The 20,185-nt window shown below is 67.7% G+C and carries 19 protein-coding genes and 4 pseudogenes; 7 read left to right on the top strand and 16 right to left on the bottom strand.

The annotated features are described in order from the left end of the window. Window positions 1-287 precede the first annotated feature (287 nt). Window positions 288-712, bottom strand: a pseudogene (locus AB0N06_RS23270) (organic hydroperoxide resistance protein). Between the two features lie 186 nt (window positions 713-898). On the opposite strand from AB0N06_RS23270, the gene AB0N06_RS23265 reads away from it, so the two are divergent. After that, window positions 899-1,132, top strand: coding sequence for a hypothetical protein (locus AB0N06_RS23265; RefSeq protein WP_366136603.1), 234 nt, complete (start codon window positions 899-901; stop codon window positions 1,130-1,132). A gap of 257 nt (window positions 1,133-1,389) precedes the next feature. Here AB0N06_RS23265 and AB0N06_RS23260 read toward each other — a convergent pair whose 3' ends face one another. The 10 genes and pseudogenes from AB0N06_RS23260 to AB0N06_RS23215 form a co-directional block, all read right to left on the bottom strand. After that, window positions 1,390-1,965: a helix-turn-helix domain-containing protein gene (locus AB0N06_RS23260; protein WP_366136602.1), complete on the bottom strand. Its 576-nt coding sequence runs from the start codon at window positions 1,963-1,965 to the stop codon at window positions 1,390-1,392. Between the two features lie 235 nt (window positions 1,966-2,200). Next, window positions 2,201-2,287: pseudogene (locus AB0N06_RS23255) on the bottom strand (IS630 family transposase); the annotation flags it as partial. A 158-nt stretch (window positions 2,288-2,445) separates the two neighbouring features. Then, window positions 2,446-3,027 (bottom strand): FAD-dependent monooxygenase, encoded by a 582-nt coding sequence (locus AB0N06_RS23250; RefSeq protein WP_366136601.1) that lies wholly within the window; start codon window positions 3,025-3,027, stop codon window positions 2,446-2,448. A 110-nt stretch (window positions 3,028-3,137) separates the two neighbouring features. Then, a complete protein-coding gene (locus AB0N06_RS23245; protein WP_366136600.1) occupies window positions 3,138-3,323 on the bottom strand; it encodes a hypothetical protein in 186 nt (61 codons plus the stop codon). 100 nt (window positions 3,324-3,423) lie between these two features. Next, window positions 3,424-4,734, bottom strand: coding sequence for a ParB/RepB/Spo0J family partition protein (locus tag AB0N06_RS23240; protein WP_366136599.1), 1,311 nt, complete (start codon window positions 4,732-4,734; stop codon window positions 3,424-3,426). Beyond that, window positions 4,731-5,996: a ParA family protein gene (locus AB0N06_RS23235; RefSeq protein WP_366136598.1), complete on the bottom strand. Its 1,266-nt coding sequence runs from the start codon at window positions 5,994-5,996 to the stop codon at window positions 4,731-4,733. Before AB0N06_RS23235 ends, AB0N06_RS23240 begins: the two co-directional genes overlap by 4 nt. A gap of 203 nt (window positions 5,997-6,199) precedes the next feature. Then, window positions 6,200-6,817: a helix-turn-helix domain-containing protein gene (locus AB0N06_RS23230; RefSeq protein ID WP_366136597.1), complete on the bottom strand. Its 618-nt coding sequence runs from the start codon at window positions 6,815-6,817 to the stop codon at window positions 6,200-6,202. Between the two features lie 100 nt (window positions 6,818-6,917). Then, window positions 6,918-7,460: a hypothetical protein gene (locus AB0N06_RS23225; RefSeq protein ID WP_366136596.1), complete on the bottom strand. Its 543-nt coding sequence runs from the start codon at window positions 7,458-7,460 to the stop codon at window positions 6,918-6,920. Between the two features lie 531 nt (window positions 7,461-7,991). Beyond that, on the bottom strand, window positions 7,992-8,249 hold the full coding sequence (locus AB0N06_RS23220) for a hypothetical protein (RefSeq protein ID WP_366136595.1): 258 nt from the start codon (window positions 8,247-8,249) through the stop codon (window positions 7,992-7,994). Window positions 8,250-9,379: 1,130 nt separating this feature from the next. Beyond that, window positions 9,380-9,562: pseudogene (locus tag AB0N06_RS23215) on the bottom strand (IS110 family transposase); the annotation flags it as partial. Window positions 9,563-9,931: 369 nt separating this feature from the next. On the opposite strand from AB0N06_RS23215, the gene AB0N06_RS23210 reads away from it, so the two are divergent. Then, on the top strand, window positions 9,932-10,291 hold the full coding sequence (locus AB0N06_RS23210) for a hypothetical protein (protein WP_366136594.1): 360 nt from the start codon (window positions 9,932-9,934) through the stop codon (window positions 10,289-10,291). Here the strand turns inward: AB0N06_RS23210 and AB0N06_RS23205 are convergent. Then, a pseudogene (locus tag AB0N06_RS23205) lies at window positions 10,283-11,205 on the bottom strand (IS110 family transposase); the annotation flags it as partial. The gene AB0N06_RS23210 and the pseudogene AB0N06_RS23205 sit on opposite strands and share 9 nt — an antisense overlap. A 1,342-nt stretch (window positions 11,206-12,547) precedes the next feature. Here AB0N06_RS23205 and AB0N06_RS23200 point away from each other — a divergent pair. From AB0N06_RS23200 to AB0N06_RS23190, 3 genes are all read left to right on the top strand, one after another. Further along, window positions 12,548-13,684 carry a bifunctional DNA primase/polymerase gene (locus tag AB0N06_RS23200; protein ID WP_366136593.1) on the top strand — a complete coding sequence of 379 codons (1,137 nt, stop codon included), beginning with the start codon at window positions 12,548-12,550 and terminating at the stop codon, window positions 13,682-13,684. Next, a complete protein-coding gene (locus tag AB0N06_RS23195; RefSeq protein ID WP_366136592.1) occupies window positions 13,681-15,234 on the top strand; it encodes a phage/plasmid primase, P4 family in 1,554 nt (517 codons plus the stop codon). The genes AB0N06_RS23200 and AB0N06_RS23195 overlap by 4 nt, the downstream gene beginning before the upstream one ends. Before the next feature lie 204 nt (window positions 15,235-15,438). Then, window positions 15,439-15,822 carry a DUF6009 family protein gene (locus AB0N06_RS23190; RefSeq protein WP_366136591.1) on the top strand — a complete coding sequence of 128 codons (384 nt, stop codon included), beginning with the start codon at window positions 15,439-15,441 and terminating at the stop codon, window positions 15,820-15,822. 160 nt (window positions 15,823-15,982) lie between these two features. On the opposite strand, the gene AB0N06_RS23185 is transcribed toward AB0N06_RS23190, so the two are convergent. The 3 genes from AB0N06_RS23185 to AB0N06_RS23175 form a co-directional block, all read right to left on the bottom strand. Continuing rightward, window positions 15,983-16,924 (bottom strand): alpha/beta hydrolase, encoded by a 942-nt coding sequence (locus tag AB0N06_RS23185; protein ID WP_366136590.1) that lies wholly within the window; start codon window positions 16,922-16,924, stop codon window positions 15,983-15,985. A 122-nt stretch (window positions 16,925-17,046) separates the two neighbouring features. Beyond that, window positions 17,047-17,355, bottom strand: coding sequence for a hypothetical protein (locus AB0N06_RS23180; RefSeq protein ID WP_366136589.1), 309 nt, complete (start codon window positions 17,353-17,355; stop codon window positions 17,047-17,049). After that, window positions 17,306-17,563, bottom strand: coding sequence for a sigma factor-like helix-turn-helix DNA-binding protein (locus AB0N06_RS23175; RefSeq protein ID WP_366136617.1), 258 nt, complete (start codon window positions 17,561-17,563; stop codon window positions 17,306-17,308). Before AB0N06_RS23175 ends, AB0N06_RS23180 begins: the two co-directional genes overlap by 50 nt. A 44-nt stretch (window positions 17,564-17,607) precedes the next feature. On the opposite strand from AB0N06_RS23175, the gene AB0N06_RS23170 reads away from it, so the two are divergent. Both AB0N06_RS23170 and AB0N06_RS23165 read left to right on the top strand, forming a co-directional pair. Next, window positions 17,608-18,171, top strand: coding sequence for a Tn3 family transposase (locus AB0N06_RS23170; RefSeq protein WP_366136587.1), 564 nt, complete (start codon window positions 17,608-17,610; stop codon window positions 18,169-18,171). A gap of 469 nt (window positions 18,172-18,640) precedes the next feature. After that, window positions 18,641-19,348 (top strand): SDR family oxidoreductase, encoded by a 708-nt coding sequence (locus AB0N06_RS23165; RefSeq protein WP_366136586.1) that lies wholly within the window; start codon window positions 18,641-18,643, stop codon window positions 19,346-19,348. Window positions 19,349-19,521: 173 nt separating this feature from the next. On the opposite strand, the gene AB0N06_RS23160 is transcribed toward AB0N06_RS23165, so the two are convergent. After that, complete coding sequence (locus AB0N06_RS23160) at window positions 19,522-19,833, bottom strand: site-specific integrase (protein ID WP_366136584.1); 312 nt, start codon at window positions 19,831-19,833, stop codon at window positions 19,522-19,524. Window positions 19,834-20,185: the final 352 nt, after the last annotated feature.

Genomic DNA, 20,185 nt, shown 5'->3' with positions numbered 1-20,185 from the left:
CCGTATCCCAAGAGTGCTGCGCTCTCCGCCCAGTTCCACACCTGCGCGTGGGTCGGCCGTGCACGCTCCTCGGAGCATGCCGCGCCCCGGCAGGGCTGCGCGCCGGAGGCAGGGACGACACTGCCGGGGACGGAACAAGGGTGTCCGGGGTGCGCTGCGTGTGTGTGCGTCGTCGGGCCCATGTCCTGCCCTCGCTCTTCGGCAGGTGGTGTGGGTGTGGCAGAGAAGGGGCGGGTCCCGTGCAGGGGCATGGAGGGGACACGGGACCCGCGGTCCGGGGGGACGGATCAGGCGGTGGCGGCTGTGATGGTGACGGGGATGTTGTCGCGAGTGGCCTTGGAGTACGGGCAGATCTGGTGGGCAGCGTGCGCGAGCTCCTCGGCGGTTGCCTGGTCCACGCCGCCGAGTACGGGGGTGAGGATCGCGGAGAGGGAGAACTCGCCGTCGTCGCCGTGGGTGAGGGTGATCTCGGCCGTGATGGTGGTGCTGGTCAGCCGGATCTTGCGTAGGGAGGCGGCACGGCGAAGGGCGCCGAGGAAACAGGCTGCCCATCCGGTGGCCAGGAGTTGCTCGGGGTTGGTCGCCGTGCCGGCACCGCCGAGCTCCTTGGCAGGGCGAGGCTGGTCTCCAGCAGGCCGTCGGAGGAGCGGACGTGACCGCCGTTCCTGCCCTCTCCGTCGACGTCGACAACGGCGGTGTAGCTGACTGCCATGACTGTTGCTCCCCATCTTGGTCAAAAGGTCTTCGGTCACCTCCTGACCAGGACACCTGCGTCACCATTTAAGGAGGTGATGTAACCGTGGTGGCCCCCTGCATCACCTGTCAAAGTGGCGCCACCTTTCTCTCTGTGGCCGTATCCGTCACGTATTTGTACGTGCCCTCGTTCGATAGCACACGTGTGCTCGAACCCCTCGAGCCGCAGGGACTGACCGGCCAGTCCGGCGATACTCATGGGGTGTTCCGGACGGTGCCCCCGGACCTGGTACTACTCCCCCATGTCCAGCACACCGCCGATGCGCCGTCTCGCGGCACGGACGGAGGTGGACCGACTCCTGAGGCGCGGCGCGAGACCGGACGCCGCCATGACGCGGGGCAGTTGCCGGAGGCCATCACCAGGGCGGAGACCCTGTGATGGCCGCGACAGATTTGGGCCGACGCCCGTGAGGCGACGCTCCGGTTCCGCCGATCCCATTGCCTGAGCGTGCCCTCCGGTACCAAGACGCAGGATTACGAGGCCCTCGCCCACGCGTGCCCCGTCTGCCGCTCCGGCTCGCGATCGCCGACCAGTCCGTGGGCTTCCCGCCCGGTCCGTCGGCATCTTCCCGTTGGTGCCCGACGGCCCTTGAGACAGCCCTGACCAGACGACGACCTCCCTATGGCAGCGCGAACTTATGGCAGCGCGAAGCCGAGCTGCTCGGCGGTGCCCCACCTGTCGGCCGCCGCCTGAGGCGGCCGTGGACGCCTCTCAGAAACGCTCGGACACGAAAACCGCTCCTCAGTCGTCGGACCCGTTCTCGGGAGAATCGTTCTGAGCGAAGAATCAAACAGTTCGAATAGCGTGGCTAGTTGCTCTGACCGCGAACGTTCACCGGGTTGCGACGGGAAAATGGCTTGCCGGGAGGGGCACTGGGCCGGGTGCGCGCGCTCCTCGATGCGCGGGAGTTCGTCGAGATGCTCGCGCGCCCAGGCGCAGACCACGTCCATCGGGCCAAGCAACGAACGCCCCAGTTCGGTGAGGGCGTACTCGACTCGCGGCGGGTTCTCGTCGTACGCGGTCTGCGTGAGCCAACCGTCGCGCTCCATCGCACGCAGCGTCTCGGTCAGCACCTTCGGGGCGACGCCCGTGAGCGGCACCTTCAACTCGGTGAACCGGCGAGGGCCGTCCTCGAGGCAACGCAGGATCATGCCGCTCCACTTGTCACCGACCCGGATAGGCATGTGGTGGCTGCAGTGCGGGTCGAACATCTCGGCGTTCAGAGGCGCGCGCTCATACCTCGACGATAGAACCGGTTCCCTTGAAGTAACCGGGCACCTCCCGCCTACCGTCCTCGTACACAGGATCGGATATCGCATGCGGATCTGGGGTGGCGCTACTGGACGAGATCAAGACGCCGCGGCATCGCGGGGTGCAGTGGGCGGTTTCGCACTGATGCTGTGCCCAGGAGTGTGGGGAGGGTAGGGGTCAGGCCGCTGTCGGCAGTCAGCGGCCGCCCCATCGGATGCCCTTCTCGCTGCGGACGCGGGCGCGTTCCTCGCGCTGGGCGCCCAGGACGTCGGGGTGGCGGGCTCAACGACCTTTCCCCGAAGGCCCACACCGGGACCGTTCGCTGTGATACCGAGCATGATTGTTCTCGGCGCTACATCCTGTACCGCAACTGCACACACCCCAGATGCGCTGACCGCTTGAGCCCGCCGTCCTTTGCCGACACTCACCCTCCTGCTCATTCAGCGATGGCCCCGGACTCCTGTCCGTGACGCCGCTCCTTTGCCGCCAGCGGTCTTGGGGACCATAAGGCGGACGTTGGGTCCGATCTGCTGCTTTTTGTCGACCAGCGGACGCTGGGCGGCCTCGTAGCGGGCGAAGGCCTTGTGGTGATCACCTCCTGCGGTGGCAAGCTCGCCGGCCAGGCGGTACGCGCCGACGAGGGCGAGCTCCGCGCCCGCGCCCGAGGCCGGGGACGCGCACCAGGCCGCGTCGCCGACGAGCGTGACGCGACCGTTGGACCAGGACCGCATGTGCACCTGGGCGAGTGCGTCGAAGTAGAACTCGGGGTCGGCCAGGGCCGAGTCGAGCAGTTCCCTGGTCCGCCAGGTCGCGTTGTGTCCGAATGCCTCGCTGACCAGCCGCTTGTGGACGGACAGGTCCCGGTGGTAGATGCCAGCCATGTGGCCTGGCGTGTTGAACATCGTGACCCATCGGTCCTCACCGAGCGCGGCGTCGGAGTCGGCGAAGGCGAAGTAGCGGTCCTTGTGCCGGAAGAACTCCGCCTCCGGGCCGAACGCCAGTCGCTGCACGGTGGAGTGCATGCCGTCGGCTCCGACTACCAGGTCGAAGCGGCGGGCGGGGGGCCACTCCCCCGCCGGACGACACAGCAATCATTGACATGATGTACATACGGCGCGATCCGCGGAGCGTCTCAGGTGGCCCGCCGAAGTGGAACAACGACCCGCTCCCCCAGTCGCCGATCAGGGATCTGCTTACGCGTTGGCGCGAAGACGGGCTGCGCCATGCCGACCAGCTTGGCCGGCTGAGCTGCGGTCTCCAGCGCGGCACCCGAGCGGTCAGTCGGGTGCGAGGCGTAGAGCAGCTGGGTGGCGGTCATCCTGGCCGTGCCTCCGGTTCTTCATGACCCTCGACGGAGGTAATGACTATGCCTGTGGTCGGCGCGAGGCAGTGCTCGTGCCGACCACAGGCATAGTCATTCAGAGAGCGCTGGTTCGAGTCCCGCCACGCTCGCTGTGATGCTTGTTGAGGATGTTGAGCATCCTGTCGAACTCGGTCTCGCTCATCCTCTGGATCAGGTGCATGGCGACGGACGCTCCGTCGTCGTACGGGAGCTGTCGAGTGGTCCTCGATTCGGCCCTGCCCTCGTCGGTGTCTGAGGCCTCTCCCCCAGCGGCTCGCGGATCGGGGACAGTCTCCACCCGCTCGACCGGGTCGGCCTGCGCACGCTCGGCACGAGCCATGACTGTCCTCGTCGGGGCATTGACGACGTCGCCGTTGGATGAGCTGCTCCGTGCCTCGCGCTGGGGCACACGGGTCGGCGGAACAGTCGCAGCCGGTTGACCGGCCGCCACGGCCTCCGGACCCTCGCCCTCATCCTTCTCATCCGGCTGGTTCCTCCCGTCCCGCTCCTCGTGGTCCTCCAGATCTCCGACGTTCGCGGAGGGAACGGAGGGAGCGGAGGAAGCGGAGGAAGCGGAGGAAGCGGAGGAAGCGGAGGAAGCGGAGGGGATGGACGCGGCCGCGTTTTCCGGCTCCGTCTTCTCGGAGGGCACGACCGGTGGAGGTGTCCGCCGCTCGATTTCCTTGCGCGCTCGTTCCGCCTTGAGTTCCTGGAGGACAGCCTCCTGGCGGTCCTGCGGTGCCTTGGCGACCGAGCGCAGAAGTTCGACCGGCTCTTCCCCGACGACTGCTTGGAGTTCGGGAGTCAGATTGAGCAGAGCGATTCTCTGGGAAACCCAACCCTGTGACTTGCTCAGCCGCTTGGCCAACTTGACCTGCGAGCCGTGGATGGCGAGCAGGCGTTGTAGAGCGCGTGCCTCATCCAGGGGATCGAGGTCATTGCGGTGGACGTTGGCGACCAGCGCGGACTCAAGGATGGCGTCGCCGTCACTCCCCTGTTCGTCGTCGACCATGACGTTGAGATGAGTGAGGCCCGCCTCCCGAGCCGCCGCCAGTCGGCTGCTGCCGTCCACGACGACGTGGGTGGTATCGGGGTCGAGATCATCGGCGCGCGACGGGTTGGCCTTGACGTAGGCGTCACGGTTCATAACCGTGACGGCCTGCTTCTGGCCATGTTCCTTGAGACTGCCGACCAGTTCGGTGAGGTCGCCCAGCTTGGTACGAGGGTTCTCCGGGTTGGGACTGATCCGCACGATCGGGAGTCGGGCCGGAGGGGCCACCCCTTCCGTCGGCACACCGGTGGCGGCTCCGATGGCGGCCCGGCGGGCGCTGAGTGGCCGGGCACTGCCTCCGAAGCGTCCGTTCCCCAGTTGATCGGCCTTGCTCATGAAATCTCCCGGGCCAGTGCACGCATGGCGACGGCCTGCTGCGAAGAGGGCGCGTAACTCAGCAAAGGCTGCTTCATGCGGACGGCCTCCTTCTGTTCCTTCAGGTCGTTGATGAGACCGACAACCTTCGGATCCTTTATGTCGATCCATCCCTGCAGAGACGATGTGGCGATGTATCCGCGTCGGCTGTCGTAGAGGTTGACCACGATGCCCAAGTAGTCGATGTCGAGAGCGAGGTCGTTACGGAGATCCTCTATCTGGTTCGTCAGCAGGTCGTAGGCGTCGGCGGAGCTGTCCTCGGCCTGAACCACAATGAGGGCTCCGGACTGGCCCGGCCCCTCACCGTCACGCCGACGCCCGTAATAAGCGGCGGCGTCCATGCTGAGCCCCAGGCTGGGCGGGCAGTCAACGATGATGACGTCGTAATCGGCTTCGAGCGGCATCAAGGCCCGCTCCAAGGCAGCTTCACGAGCACGCACCGCAGACAGACGGACGTCCAGGAGGAAGGCATCGTGGCAGGCGGGCAGCAGATGGAGCCGCCCTCCGAAGTGATCCTCGTCGACAGAGACGATCAGGTCTCGCAACTCACCCTTCGGGTCACCGGCCATGTGGTTGGTGAGGCTGTCACCGTTCATCGCCAGCGGCGTCGCGCCCAATTGGTTGGTGAGGTGGCACTGAGGGTCGAAGTCGACCAGCAGGACGTGAAGTCCGCGGCCGGGCAGCTTCTCGATGTCGAATGGATCGTTGCCGTGCTCGGGTGCGTCGCCCTGGGGCTCGCCGGCACGAAGCGCGATGGCCAGAGCTTTGGCGACGCGTGCGGGGAACAGCCGGTTGGAATCCTCCGCCAGCGCCTCCCCCACTCCCGCGGTGATGGCGGTCTTGCCCACGCCCCCCTTCTGGTTGCAGACGACGATGCGCCGGGTGATCTCAGGACGCTGGACATCGGGCGTCGGGTGCGTGTCGAGCCAGAGTTGGACGGACTGGGCGAGCCCCTGGATCAGGGAGACGCGCCGGTCTTCCGCAATCCTTCGGAACTCCTCCCACTGCCCCGGCGGCAGGAAAGTCGAAAAGGACTCGGCTCCAGCGGTAGCGACCGAGGCTGTGGCGGAGGCGAGATCGCACCAGGCGGCAATGCCCTGCTCAACGGCGATCTGGATCTCAATGCCCAGTTGGGCGGTTCTGACCTTGAGGTTCTGCCGAAGCCATCCCGGCAGTTTGGAGACGACTTTGGCTCGATCGTTCGAGGCGGCTGGCATACTCATGGCGCTACCTTACTAACGTTCTAGATCATCTGGTACACCGACACGTTAGCTAGTGCCTCCAGGTTTCGGGCGAGGCCTCATGAACCTATTACGGCGTAATAGGTCGGCCGAGTTCACTGGCCCCCTCTTCCTCCCCCTCCCGCCCGGTTCGACCCGGAGGTGGACCCGACCCGTGGGCACCGCGGGATGCCCCGGACTTCGCATCAGATGCACAGTGAGGCACGGCCGTGATGCGCCGAAGCTATTACGGCGTAATAGCCAGCGGGTCGGCAGTGGATGACCGATGCGGCTACTCCGGCGGCAACACCGGCTGGATGCGCTGGTCCGTCTGGAAGCCGGGGCCGACACAGCGGACCGGTCGGTGAGGTCGTTCGTGACTCACCGTTCCTTCCTCCACAACTCGACAGCCGGGTCGTCGCGTTCGATGGCCGGGCGGGCCGCTGCTGCCAGGACCAGCCGTGCCGCTGGAGCAGGACCCACGTGCCCTCCACGGTGTGGGAGACGTGGAACAGCCGGCCGATCAACGCCTTCACCCGTGCGAGAGTCCACCGCTGGTCCTCCCAGCCATAGGCCAGCGGTCCGCGCTCCAACTCGTGCTCCAGACGTTTGACTTGTGCCTCGGACAGCTTCGGCCTGCCGGGCGAGCCCTTCGAGGCGACACCTGCTGCACCGCCTTCACGCCACTGCCGGCGCCAGCGCTCTACCGAACGCAGGCTCACCCGCAACGCGGTGGCGATCTCCCTGTTCTTCTCCCCGCTCTCGAAGCGTTCCACGGCCTGAAGCCGGATCCGCTCCCGCGCGGCCCTCTCGGCGTCGGTCAAGCCGCCGCCCTGCGCCTACCTCACAGCACAGGGCTACCGACAGCATCTGCCGGTTGTCAGGCGAACGGCACCGACTCCACACAGTCAAGTTGACCGCATGTCACTCTCCACGACGGCGCTGGTAGTACGCGTACGTCAGAGCCAGGAGAAGCGGGCCCCACAGAATCAACGGGAGAGTGGCCGCAGCCGCAAGAGCCTTCCACCAGCCGTTGGAGTACTCGACGAGGGGGACCCCGCCGATGTGGAGAAAGGCGAGCGGCAGCGGATCCCACAGCGCGATCAGCGCGAGACCGCCCAAGGTGGCCGGGACGATGGCTGCGAGCGGTGGAATACGTCGGCCACCGATGATCGGGATCCAGGAAGGAGCCACTTCGCCCCATCCGGCCACCAGGCCGAAGGAGAGGTAGGCGAGCCCCTCGGAGAGAAGGCTGAGCCCGAAGACGTAGAGGATCACCCACCAGTGCCACGTCTTGTGGACTGCGTAGACCTGGCCCATCTCGTAGTCGAAAGCGAACGGCAGGCGCCAGAGGCACGATGGCAGGACAGCCAGGGGTATGACCTGGGCGGAGCGGATGGCCCACCTGGGGACCGGCCGCGCGGTGTCACCGACCGTCGGGGATGGATGAAGCGTCTTGAAGCGCATGGGCCGATCTTCCTTGCCCAGCCGGCGCCAGGGATCGGCCTGAAGCAGTGTCTGATGATCACCCCTGCGAGGGGCATCGAGTCCTCCGCTGGGAGGAGCGGCCGCGGCTCCGGGCGGGTTTCGATGGCAGGGATGGCCTGCGACAAGCCGGGTGAACGGCTGCCTCGCCGGTATCGGCCTCACCCTGGAGGTTTGGAGGACGACCGGCTATGGCCGGAAGCTGTGGCTGCCGCCCTGGCTGAGTATCAGTGGTATGTGGATCCGCCAGGCCGCTTTCTGCCTGATCCGGCGATGGCCTGTGAGTGCTGTGGTCCTCTGGTGGCATATGACTCCGAAGGACGTTCTGCTGTGGCTTCCGCGCGGCCCTCGATCGGACCTTGGCCGGGTAGTGGCCAGCGTGGACGCTGATGTCGATCGCCGCAGTCTTCCCCTCAGCCCTCACCTCTACTGGCAAGCCCGTGGACTGCGTGCAGGATGGTGGCGTCGGCGCCTGTCGAGGAGCTGAGAAGCCGGTGGGGCACTTCCTGCCGTTCAGCTGGCTGCCTTCTGTTGTTCGGAGCGAGCGCGGGTGGTGGCGAGGCCGGGGGAGTCGGTTCCGGTACCGGCCTCGACGCGGACCGCCTTACGGCGCGTGGCCACGTAGGCCGGCCCCCGGACCTTCTGGCAGGACACCTCGTCCGCGCCGAACTCGTCCACCAGCCGGTCGAAGATCCACATGACGGTGAAGCGCTGCTTGCACGGAGCCAGGCCCGCCCGCATCTGGTCGATCACCGGCTTGAACGCATCCATACGGGTCGGACGGGATGGCAACTTCTTGCGCGGATCGGGCCGCACCGAGATCAGGACCTTCTCCGCCGTCCGGCATCACAAGCGCCGATGCCTCATGCCGACATCCTGCCCCAGCGGTCCTGCTTCCCAGACTCTGATTCGCTCTCGCGCTGCTACGAAGGAAGGATGATCAACGGCGCGGACCTATTACGCCGTAATAGGTCCGCGCCGGGTCCGGCCCCACGGCGGGAGAGGCCCGGAGCGACCGTGCTGGGCTGGTCGACCAGCTGCCCAGGCCCGTGTTCTGAAAGTCGGCTCGCCGTCCCCCATCGTGATGATCTTGATGTGGGCGAGGGGATCTTTCCGACGAGCAGTGGTCGGTGCTGGAGCCGTTGCTGCCGGGCGCGAGGTTGGACAGGCCGCTGGTGGGCCGTCAGAAGCTGATCGATGGAATCCGGTGGCGGGGGGCGAGGGCGGACCGGTGCTCCGTGGAGGGATCTGCCGCGGGAGTACGACCATGACAGGCGGTCCAGGGACTCTTCCACCGCCGGCAGCGCGACGGCACCTGGCCCATGCTGCTGACCAGGCGGCAAGCCCGGGCTGACGCCGCCGGCGCCGACAACGAGAACGGTGACCGCATCGACGCCCGTACGAGGACGCGCTGTTCATGCACACAGGCCAGCGCGTTCAAGGCCCCAGCGATCCTCTCCCGCCCATCAGCGAACTCGACGGAGTCGGCATCGGACGGCTGCTGTCACTTCACAGATCGGAGATGCCACGGAGCGTGCTTCAGCACGGGGTCAACCACACATCCAGCTCAAGCGGCAACCGGAATGTTCGGGGGATGGGCGGGCTCGCGGTGGCGAAGCACGGTAGGCGGTCGCCGCCCTGCCCTCATAGCCGGTCGTACTGACCGGCCACAACCTGCCCGACTGGCCAGGCAAGGGGACGGGCACGAAGCCGAGCAGGTCAGCGGACAGACTGACCGGGCACCTCTAGGGGCGCCCGCTTGCCAAGATGCTTCATCGGACCAGCGAAGACTTCGCCTATTACGCCGTAATAGCCCACGAAGGTGAGTGCCTCTACGTCTTTGGTCAAGTGACGCGTGAGGTTCTGGGTTCGTAGAAGGTTTCGTCGCCGGCGGAGACCCGCAGGACGACGGCGGTCCTGACGCCGACGCCGAGGAGCGACGTCAGGACCTGGGAAAGAGGGTGAGCCTCCAGCAAGGCCTCGATCTGCTTCTCCAGGGAGCGCCATTGCTCGTGGACGGCGGCGAGCGAGCGGGCCAGCGACGGGACCACAATGTCGAGGGTGCCGGTTTCGGGGACGACGACGGCCTGCCGGGAAGAAGGTCTTCGACAAGCCGCTGCCCAACGGAGAACCAAGGCTGCGGGCCGTCTTCGACAAGATCAAGCACTGGCAGGTGAGACCGATGGGGCCGGTCGGCCCGTCGGCCGTGACGACGGCGACGCCGTGCGCGCCGTGCCCGAGCACCTCGCGCACGGCCCTGTCGGGGGCCGCCGGAACAGTGAGTTCGGGCATGGTCCCTTCTTATTGTCCCGGGCGAGGCAGCGCTCGCCCCTGAGGCGTACAGGCCGGAAACGCGGCACGGCCGCGTCTCAAACATGGGACTGACCGGCCGTTCGTCGCCCACCAGTGCTCGCCCGTACATATCTCCCAGGCCAGTCGGGGGGGGTGCACCTATGGGTTTGGTCAAGGTCGTGGGTCAGGATCGCGACATGACGACCTGGTTCCGCACCTACTACCAAGACGAAGACCTGTGGCTGTACTTCGAGGCCGATGACGAAAGCTGGACGGCGCGTCAGGTTGAGGTCCGGGGGAAGGATTCACGGCCGGTGGTAGCTGCATCTTTGGCGGAGGTGCTGCACTTGCGTGATCATGCCGACCTTGCGGCCATGTGCCGCTATGAGCGGCAGTACGGCGTTCTCGCCGAGGGCCCCATGGACGGCTGGCAGGACCAGCCCCAGGCAGCCGAGATCTCCGCTGAGGAGTTCGAGCAGCTGTGGGCTGAAGCAAGGCGGACTCTCGGCGATTCAGGCTGACCCGGCGGGCCGGGGTTCGTAGAAGGTGCCGTCGCGGAGCAGGGTGAACAGGACGTCGACCCGGCGTCTGGCCAGGCAGAGGAGGGCCTGGGTGTGGCGCTTTTCTTGGCTGATCTTCTTGTCGTAGGAGGCGCGGGAGGCCGGGTCGTTGAGAGAGGCGAACGCGGCCACGAAGAATGCCCGTTTCAGCTGCTTGTTGCCGCGACGGGAGGGTTGCTCGCCGCGTATGGATGAGCCGGAGCTGCGGGTCGCGGGGGCGAGGCCGACGTAGGAGGGCGAGGTGGGCGGCGGTCGGGAAGGCGCTCGCGTCGCCGACGTCGATCAGGACACGGGCGCCGGTCCTGGTGCCGATGCCGGGCATGGCGGTGAGGTATTTCGAGAGCGGGTGCTCGTCCAGCAGCTTCTGGATCCGCTTCTCCAGGAGCTTGCGCTGGTCCAGGACGGCTCGCAAGGTGCCGGCCAGGCTCGGCACGATCAATGCGGCTGCGTCGGGGCCTGGGACGACGACGGTCTGCTCGTCGAGGGCGCTGAGGAGGTCCTCGACCAGGCGCTCGGCCAGACGCGGGGCTCTGGGCCTGGCGATGTTCAGCAGGTGGCGGCGTCCGGCTTTGCGCAGGGCAGCCGGTGAGCCGAAGTGCTCCAGCAGCGCGAGGACGGCCGGGTGGTCCAGCCTTGGTCCCAGCACGCGCTCCAGGTGCCGGGGGATCTGAGTGCGCAGGCCGGGCGGGCCGTTGGCGATGCGGGTCGCCTCGCCGGCGAGGGCGTCGTCGAAGCCTACGATCATCTCCAGCTCGGCGATGGTCTCGTCGGTGAGCTTGATGGCGCGCAGGGCATGGTGCGGGCGGCGTCAGCGATGATCGCGGCGTCGCGGACGTCGGCTTGGCCTCGCCGGGGGAGAGGTCGGCGATCCGTCGTCCAGGTTGACCACAGAGCACACTCCGCACGCCCGCAAGTACGCGATCGCCGAACTCCGACCGCCGGAGAAGCTCCGGCGGCATCGTGCCGCTGCCGGCCACCACGCACGCCGTGCGGGCAGGAGGTACCGGGCCCCCGCTATCGGCGACGCCGTCAGTGCGGCGGGCGCGTCACCCGGGACCGGGCAGCGATGCCCGTTCGTGCGGCACGGGGCCCGGACTACAAAGGGCACACTCCGTGCCTGACGTGGCCCGTGGCGGGCGGCGCCGGGCTCTGTCTGTCGGTCCGTCATGGCTGCTGAATGTCGACCGACCGGCTCCGTCGCGGTTCAGAGCAGTCCGGAGACGATGTCGGCCAGGCGGTCCGGCATCGCCAGGAACGGCGAGTGCGCGGACTCCAAGGCCCGCCCCTGACGATGAACAGGCCGAGCTGCGCAATCAGCTGGTCACACCCGCACAACGGTGCCTGAAACGAGCGGTCGGCCGTCAACTGTTCAAGATCCTCGAATGCGCGGGGGCACCGACTCTGACCAGCACCGGGAGAGCGGTGTGAGTCTCTCATAGTAAAAACATTTCAAAGGCCCATCAAGGCTTCCTGTGGGCGGAGCAACGTATCGCTTGAGCTGCACACCTCGCCACTGGGGCAAGAGAAACGTTGGGGCACATCCGTGCAACGGCAACAGGAACCGAAAGGGTTCAGTCACGCCCCCTCCCGGGAGTGGCCGAAAGCCGGCCGCGGTTCCCGTTTTGTGCGGTGCGGGGGAGGGATCCAAGGGTCTGACAGGGGCCGACCCCGGAGCTGGAGGGACTGCGCCTTTTGGTCCCTGAGGTTGGACCCTCGGCGTTTGGGCAGGTCAAAGCCTCGGAGGCAATTCCGAGAGGGACTGTAGGGACTCAACTTCACTATTATGACGCGTACAAGAGATATATTCGTACGCGCGTGCGTATATGAACATGCATCTAGTACAGCTCATAATGGCGACGTTAAGTCCCTACAGTCCCTGGCAAGAGTGAGCGAATGGCTCTGACCTGCAATGATGCGCTCCACCGGGTGAGGGACTGCGCAGATGCACAGCCCCTCACCCCTGGTCCCTGGCCCCTTGGTCCCTCGACTGCTCCCGGCAGCTGTCCTCGCCCCCCATCGGGCAAGGTTCACCTAGCTCTTCAGTCCCTCCAGCCCCTTGGGTGAGGGCAAGCCCCCACCCAAGGGACCCAAGGGACCCACCGAACTGATAGAAACGGCGCGCGGGTCAGGCAGACTCTTTTTCTCGACGGCGAGCCTTAGACTCTTCTCGCATCAGGGTCTCTTCGGTCCCTGCCAGGAGGCGGCCGCCCACGTCAGGTGTGTGAAGTGATCGGGCAGACAGAAGTGACAAGGACGATTCCTGTGGCGCGCGAACGTGAGAGCCACGACAGTGAAGTCAGCGCCGTGCCTGGGTCGTCGCGGGCTGTCGCCCGGTGGTGTGCAGCTAGAGGTTGGCCGGTTCATCCCCTGACCCCGGGGCGGAAGACACCTGTCCGAAACTGCACCGCCTGCGGCACGGGCCCCAGGCACGAACCGGCGTCGTGCCCCTGCCTGCCCGCAGGCCGCCCTTGTCACGGTTTCCATGCGGCCACGACCGATCCCGGCCTCATCGAGCGTTGGTGGGGTGAAACCCCTTCCTCAGGAGTGGGAGTCGCCTGCGGCCCCGCAGGGCTCGTCGTCATCGACATCGACGCACACCAGGCGGAGGTCCCCTCCCGAGGACAGCTGCTTCCAGGTATCCCGATCCCTGAGCGAGTACAGCTCGACGGCCTGGCCTCAGGTTTCGACACGTTGGCCTTGCTGGCGGCTTATCGGGGAGAAACCTCTCCAGCTCAGGACGAGGACACGTTGCGGGTGCGTACCCCCTCGGGCGGCCTACATGTCTGGTATCGGAATGCCGACCCCTCCCTCAGGTACAGGTGTTCGACCGGGTCCGCACGGCGCACGGCCCTTGCGTGGCAGGTGGACGTCCGTGCCGAGGGCGGCTACATCGTCGCTCCGGGAACCCGCACGCCGAAGGGTGTCTATCGTGCCGAGGGCACGGCGCGTCACCCCGCGGTGCTGCCCGAGTGGCTCCAGCGCGAGCTCCGTCGCACACATCACGTGATCGAGCCCGAGCTCCCCGTCGATCACGTCGTGACCGCGGCTCCCGAGCCGCGGGGCCGGCGGCGCGCCGCTTTTGCCGACCAACTCATCGATCCTCTGATCGCGCTGGTCGCGGAATGTGCTGCCGCCCCGGAAGGTACGGGCTTCTCGGAGAAACTCAATCGAGCCGCCTATACCGCCGGCGGGCTGGTCGGCGCAGGGCACCTGGACCGAGCTGCCATTCGTGACCGACTTATACGTGTCGCCCACTACGCCCGCCCTTGGCAACAATCCCGGAATGAAAAGATCGTCGACGACGCCCTTGCCGTAGGGTCCGTCCGCCCTCTCCACCTCAAAGGACGTCCATGAGCAGCAGTGCCGAAGGCTCGCCGCGTTTCGATCCGCAGGCCGCCGCTCAGCAGATGCTCGACCTGGAGTCGGCGGAGCTGGTCGCCGGTCCCGCCCGTCTGCCCGCCCAGGGCTCCGTAAGCGCTCCTGCGCCCACTCCCATGGGCGGTTCCCCCTTCCCTGCTCCCTTGGTGCCTCCTTCTCTCTCTGACCGGGGAAACGCGCGTCTCTTCGTGCAGTTGCATCACGACCAGTTCCGTCATGTCGAAGGTCTGGGCTGGTTCGCCTGGGACGGCTACCGGTGGAAGCGCGGGGGAGGGGAGAAGGCCGCGCTGTGGGCCGCTGGAGAGATGGCCGAGGACATGGCCTCCACCGACCCGCGAGGAGTCTTCGGCGACCGCGAGCTTGCGCAGCACAAGCGACGTACCTTGTCCACGACCGGGCTGAAGGCCCTCCTGACTCAGGCGAAGGCCTCGCCGGACATCTCCGTGGATCCCGACAGACTGGACGGAGACCCCTACGCCCTGTGCACTCCTGTCGGTGTCGTCGATCTCCACAGCGGGCACCTGCGCAAGCCCGATCCCACCCGTGACTTCCACTCCCGGGCGACCAGCGTCGCCCCCCAGAGCATGGAGACACCTCGCTGGCACCGGTTCCTCGCCGACACCTTCGGTGACGACGACGAGGGCCGGGAGATGATCGATTTCCTGCACCTGCTGCTCGGCTACTCGATCACGGGCGACGTGGGAGCCCAGGTACTGCCCTTCCTGCACGGTGAGGGAAAGAACGGCAAGTCCGTACTGCTCGACATCATGATCCAGATCCTCGGTGACTACGCGGACGCCGCCCCGCCAGGGTTTCTGATGGACCGTGGTGCCTTCTCCGAGCACTCCACGGAGCTGACCGAACTGCACGGGCGCCGCCTGATCGTCTGCAGCGAGCTGAAGCCGAACGACAAGTTCGACGAGGCGCGCGTCCGGCTCCTGACGGGTGGCGACAAGATCAAGGCCCGTCGTATGCGGCAGGACTACTTCTCGTTCACCCCGACCCATCATCTGTGGCTGCTCGGCAACCACCGCCCGGAGGTGTCCACGGGCGGTTTCGCGTTCTGGCGACGCATCCGCCTGCTGCCTTTCACCCGCACGGTTCCAGCACACCGCAGGATCGACAACCTCGCATTCGAGCTGGTCCGGGACGAGGGTCCGGGGATCCTGCAGTGGCTCATCCAAGGGGCACAGCGCTATCTGCGCACCAGAGACCCGCTGGAGGGCCCCGACAGGGTCCGGATCGCCACCACGGCCTACGCCACCACCGAGGATCACATCGGCCGCTTCCTTGCCGAGTGCTGCACGCGCGACGGTGATTCAGGGAAGGACCTGCGGGTGGAACAGGGGCTGCTCTACTCGGAGTACAGCTCCTGGTGTCACGCAGGCGAGGGGATCAGGCCCGGGACTCCTCGGGCCTTCGCCAACCGAGTCCGCCAGGAGGTGGGGGTTGCCTCTCCTACCGACATGATCAAGTCGAACGGCCGAAAATACTATCCGGGCATCGCACTGCTGGAGCGCCCATGACGGCTGTCGTGCCTCTGCTCTCTCCAGCACGCGGCCTACACCGTGGTCGTAGGGCGCTCTACGATGGTGAGGAGGCCCCCCCCCGATGCGGTGGTCCTCACCGGGCGGCCCGTCACCTGGCGGTGAGCGGACCGGAGTGACACGGACAGATGACCCGCCATGCCCATGGCCGGGCGGTACGCCGACGAAGGAGAGGCTGCAGCCATGAGTTCGCTGTTGACCGAGAGCGACCTCATCCACGAGGCCGAGGTGGTGTGGCTGGAGAACCTCGAACAGCTCGACTACGTCCGTCAGGCGCTGGACAAGACAAGGCGACGCAACACCAAGCCGCCCTACGCGCGTGACGGACGCATGGTGGGATACGCCCTGCTGGACGAGGATGCCTCCCCGGACCCTGACAGCGGCCTCTACAAACGCCGGGTGTTCTTCCTGCTGCCTCACGACCGTGACAGCCTGCCCCACGGCCTGTACCGCGAGGGCGCCCCGGGGGAGGCGGTCGATCCGCGCACGATCACCCCGAAGAAGCCGGGAGCGAAGACCCCCAGGTCCCAGTGCGGCTCCGTGGCCATCTGGGCGTCGGCGCCCTGAGGCAGGACCCCCCGAGCATGCGCCGGCCCGACGCGGACTCCCTTCTGCGGCGCGACCCCGGTTCGAGAGACCTCCGCTACCACGACGAGCGAAGTCGGTGCGGAGTTCCCGTTCGTCGGCCCCGTCAGGGCCGACGAACGTCACCTGTCGTCGTTCCGTCCTACACGGCGCCGTTCCTCGGGTTGGTGGTCCCCAGGACGAATCCGCGGACGGCGTCCGCGAACGCCTCGGGTTCCTCCACGTGCCCCATGTGACCACTGTTCTCCAGTACCAGGAGTCGCGAGTCGGGGATCAGTTCGTGGAGTTCGAGACCCCAGCGCATTCCGCAGATCACGTCGTGCCGGCCCACAACGACCAGAGCCGGTACCGCCAGTTCCTTGAGGGCGGTGCGATCGTCGACGGCGTCAGGGGTGAGGTCCTCGTCCAGGCCAGAGATGTACGTGGCCCGCACCGCCTCCCGGAACGGGGCCAGGCGCTCCTCGTCGCCCCAGTAGTCGGCGAAGTACGACGGCAGCACGCCTCGGGCGACCGCCTCGGTCTGCTCGTCGGTGGACATGCCGCCCATCGCACCGAACGCGGCCATCACCTCGGGCAGCCCCGGGTGGCCGGCGTGCTTCGCGGCGAATGCCTCCACCATGCGGACCGCCTCCGCGCCGTGCTCGGGGCCGGTGACGGGGGGCGCCCTCGTACAGCACGAGTCCCGCCAACTGGTCAGGGCGATGCAGGGCGTGGAGGCGGCCACGAACGCGCCGTGCGAGTGCCCCAGCAGATGCACCTTGGATACACCGAGCCGGTTGACCAGAATCTCCAGGAAGCTGCTGTAGCGCTCCCGCGTGTATCCGTGCGGGTGCGAGGGGAGGCGGCTGTCCCTCGCGGTGCCGATGGGTTCGACGTACACCATGGTCAGGTGCTCTTCGAGGGCAGGCATGCGCATGTACTCCCAGAAGATCCCGGGCCCGCCGGAGTGGGCCACGCACACCGGGCCGCTGCCGTGGACGTGGTAGCGCTGCACCAGGCCGGCCAGCCGGTAGGTGTGGGTGCCGGGGGAGAGGGGGGCGGTGTCGGGCACCGAGGCGTGGCTGTGTGCGATCGACGAGTTCATCGGGACCTCCGTGTGGTGTGCAGGTTGCTGTGCCACCGACATGACGTTCTGGAGGGCGATGAGTTCGGTCGCCGGAGTGTGATCTGACTCACAGTGACCGGCGGCGGGGGAGAGGCGCGGACTCAGGTCGCCGGAACTGCGGGCTCCGCCTGCGGGCGGGGAGCGTGATGGAGGGAGACCCGGTCGAAGCGGCCGCCGTCCAGCGTCATGATCCAGGCGACACCTGGGGGACAGTGGTCCGGATCGTCCGCCGGGCTGATCAGTTCCATCTCCCACACGACCAGCGACCGGCCGGCCACGATGCGCACAGGACGCTGGCGTACGCCAGCCGAGAGGTCGCAGTCCATGCCCGCCAGCAGGAGGTCGGCACCGCCGAGCCGTTCACCTCCGGCCAGCAGTGAGACGTCGGGGGAGTGGCGGTCCTTGACCACCTTGCCGAACTCGCCTCGCTCGGCGGCCGCGAGTGTTTCGCAGGCCGTCCTGCCAGCTCGCCTCCGTACGGCGCATCACATCCTCGTGTGCCGCGGCCGCCGTGGCGGTCAGAGCCCGGGCCATCACCGCGCGTGCCTGGCTGAGCCGGCTGCGCACGGTGCCGACGGGCACGGCGCAGGCTTCGGCGATCTGTCGGTACGAGGTGATCCCGGTGGAGAAGTACCGCAGAACGACCGGCAGACGCAGGGCCGGTGACAGGGTCTCGACCGGTCAAGTACACCACCGCCCTGCGCCTGGACACCGCCGAGGCCGAGCAGGTCCTGCGCCGCTTCACCCGCGCGGCCCGAAACACCCCACCTACCAGGCGATCGAGGAACTCGGGCGGGCGGTGCGTACATCTCTGCGACTACCATTCCGACGTCGAGCTGCGGCAGGAGATCCACGAGGGCTTGCAGGTCGTGGAGAACTGGAACAGCGCGAACAAGGACCTCTTCCACGGCAAGGACGGCGACCTCGCCGGGCAGGACAAGGAGTCCCAGGAGGTGTCCATGCTCGCTCTCCACCTGCTCCAGTCCGCCCTGGTCCACGTCAACACGCTGCTGATGCAGCAGGTCCTCGCCGACCCGAAGTGGGCCGACACGCTCACCGACGCCGACCGGCGGGCGCTGTCCCCGCTGTTCTGGACGCACGTGAACCCCTACGGCCGGTTCGAGCTGGACATGAACAGCCGCCTCGACCTCGACCTGCCCGCCCCAGCAGCGACGGTGCCTCGTCCGCGCGCGCCCAAGGGGCAGGCCGCGGCGGCCCCCGCCTGATCGGAGCCGGGCGTACGGTGGAGACATGGCCGGGCATGTGCCGCCGCTGCGCGTACATCCCCTGCTTCCAGCCGCTGCCGACGACCTCCCTGCAGCGACAAGCAGCTCTGTTACCTGTCGCACAAGGCCGCCGCACGGCGGTGGCGCCGGCCACCGGGTCGAGGCCGTCACCATCAGCCTGTAGTACACCGGGCCGGGAGACCGAAGACATCGTGCGTTGTTTGGTGTGGGGGCCACCGCAAGGACTCGGTCGACGACCGGTCGCGTGCATCCAGGCCGCCTGCCGAGCTCGCCAAGTTGACCCCGAGCGGGCACGCGAAGGTCACATCGATGGTCGCCGGGCGCGACGGTCCGTGAGGACTACGTCCAAGGCCGCGGCCCGCCTACGACTCGAGCCTGATCTGTGCGCGCAGGGCGACTGCATAACGTGCTGCTCGGGTCCCGATCGTCCGTGCCGAGGAGAGAACACATGAGTACCACCGCGCCAGTTTCGCTGGTCACGGGCGCCAACCGGGGAATCGGCCGGGAGACCGCGCGTCAGCTCGCCGCGCTCGGCTACACCGTCCTGCTGTGCGCCCGCCGCTTGAAGGATGCCGAACAGGCCGCCGTCAGCCTGGCCACCGGAGTGCCCGGCGCGCTGCTGCCACACCGACTGGACGTGACCGAAACCGACGGCGTCCGTGCCCTCGCCCGCAGCGTGGAGGCGGAGTTCGGGCGTCTCGATGTCCTCGTCAACAACGCCGCCATCAACTACGACACCGCCCAGTACGCCGCCTCAGCCGACCTCGACGAGGTCTGCCGCACCCTGGAGACCAATCTCTTCGGGGCCTGGCGGACCGCGCAGGCGTTCCTGCCGCTGCTGCGCTGCTCAGCCCACCCCCGTCTGGTGAACGTCTCCAGCGAATCCGGATCCCTGGAACACATGTCCGGCGGAACCCCCGCCTACGGGGTCTCGAAGGCGGCCCTCAACGCCCTCACCCGCAAGCTCGCTGACGAGCTGCGCGCCGAGCGGATCCTGGTCAACGCCGTCTGTCCGGGCTGGATCGCCACCGATATGGGCGGCCCGGGAGGCGGACCCGTCGAGCGAGGCGCCGCCAGTGTCGTCTGGGCTGCCACCCTGCCCGACTCCGGCCCCACCGGCGGATTCTTCCGTGATGGCGAACCACTGGCCTGGTAGGCGGACCTCCCCGACCATCGCTCACGTGCTGGACCGGTACTGCGAGCAGGCCCCCACGCTCGCCGATGCCACCCGCTCGGTGGGAGGACGCGATGGTGCCGTACGCGATGATGGCAGAGGCTGTGGTCGGTCAAGGTGACAAGAGCGCTGCCACCCGCCGCAAATGAAGGGTTTCACGTCCGGCGACGTCCGGCGGGGTCGCGCTCCGCGACGTGCCGGGCGACTGCGTCGACGCTGGGGCGGGCATTCCGCTTCAGGGAGCGGACGGAGGCGTGGCGGGAGCGGGCCAGTAGCATCGGGGTGGAGGTTCCGCCCTCTGCGTCGTGGGTGAGCGCACTGTGGCATAGCCGGTGCAGCGTCCAGCCGTCCAGGTCCTCGATGTCCTCCGGCGAGGCGAGCGGGTTGGCCAGCAGCCGGGTGTTCTCCTCGAAGATCTCCTCGGCCCGCCGGTAGGAGAGCCGGGCCCGGCCGGTCTCGGGGCACACGTCGAGCGTCGGCGTTCCGGCTGGGGCCTTGCGGTCGGTGAGGAACAGCGGGCCGCGGGTGCGGCGGGCGATCAGTCGGGGCAGGAGCTGGGCGGTGCCGGACTGCCAGTGAATCCACTCCGCGCGGAGGACTTCGCGATGCCCGCGCCGGTGAGGTACCGCTCGACCGCCGCGGTGTACGACGCGGGCGGGGCGGACAGCGGTACGAGCCGGGCGCGCGGCAGGCGGAGCGCGCCCCGGACCGGAGCTCGGTCACTGGTTCGACCGTCACGTCCGTCCCGCCTCCAGGTATCTGCCGCAGTAAATGCGTACACCTCGCCCCTGCGGCTGGAATGCCCCGCCGCAGGTCGCG

It is taken from the genome of Streptomyces sp. NPDC051020 (genome assembly GCF_040683105.1).
Classification (GTDB): Bacteria; Actinomycetota; Actinomycetes; order Streptomycetales; family Streptomycetaceae; genus Streptomyces.
Note: the sequence above shows the minus strand (reverse complement) of the source record. Positions and strands in the feature narration are given on the sequence as shown.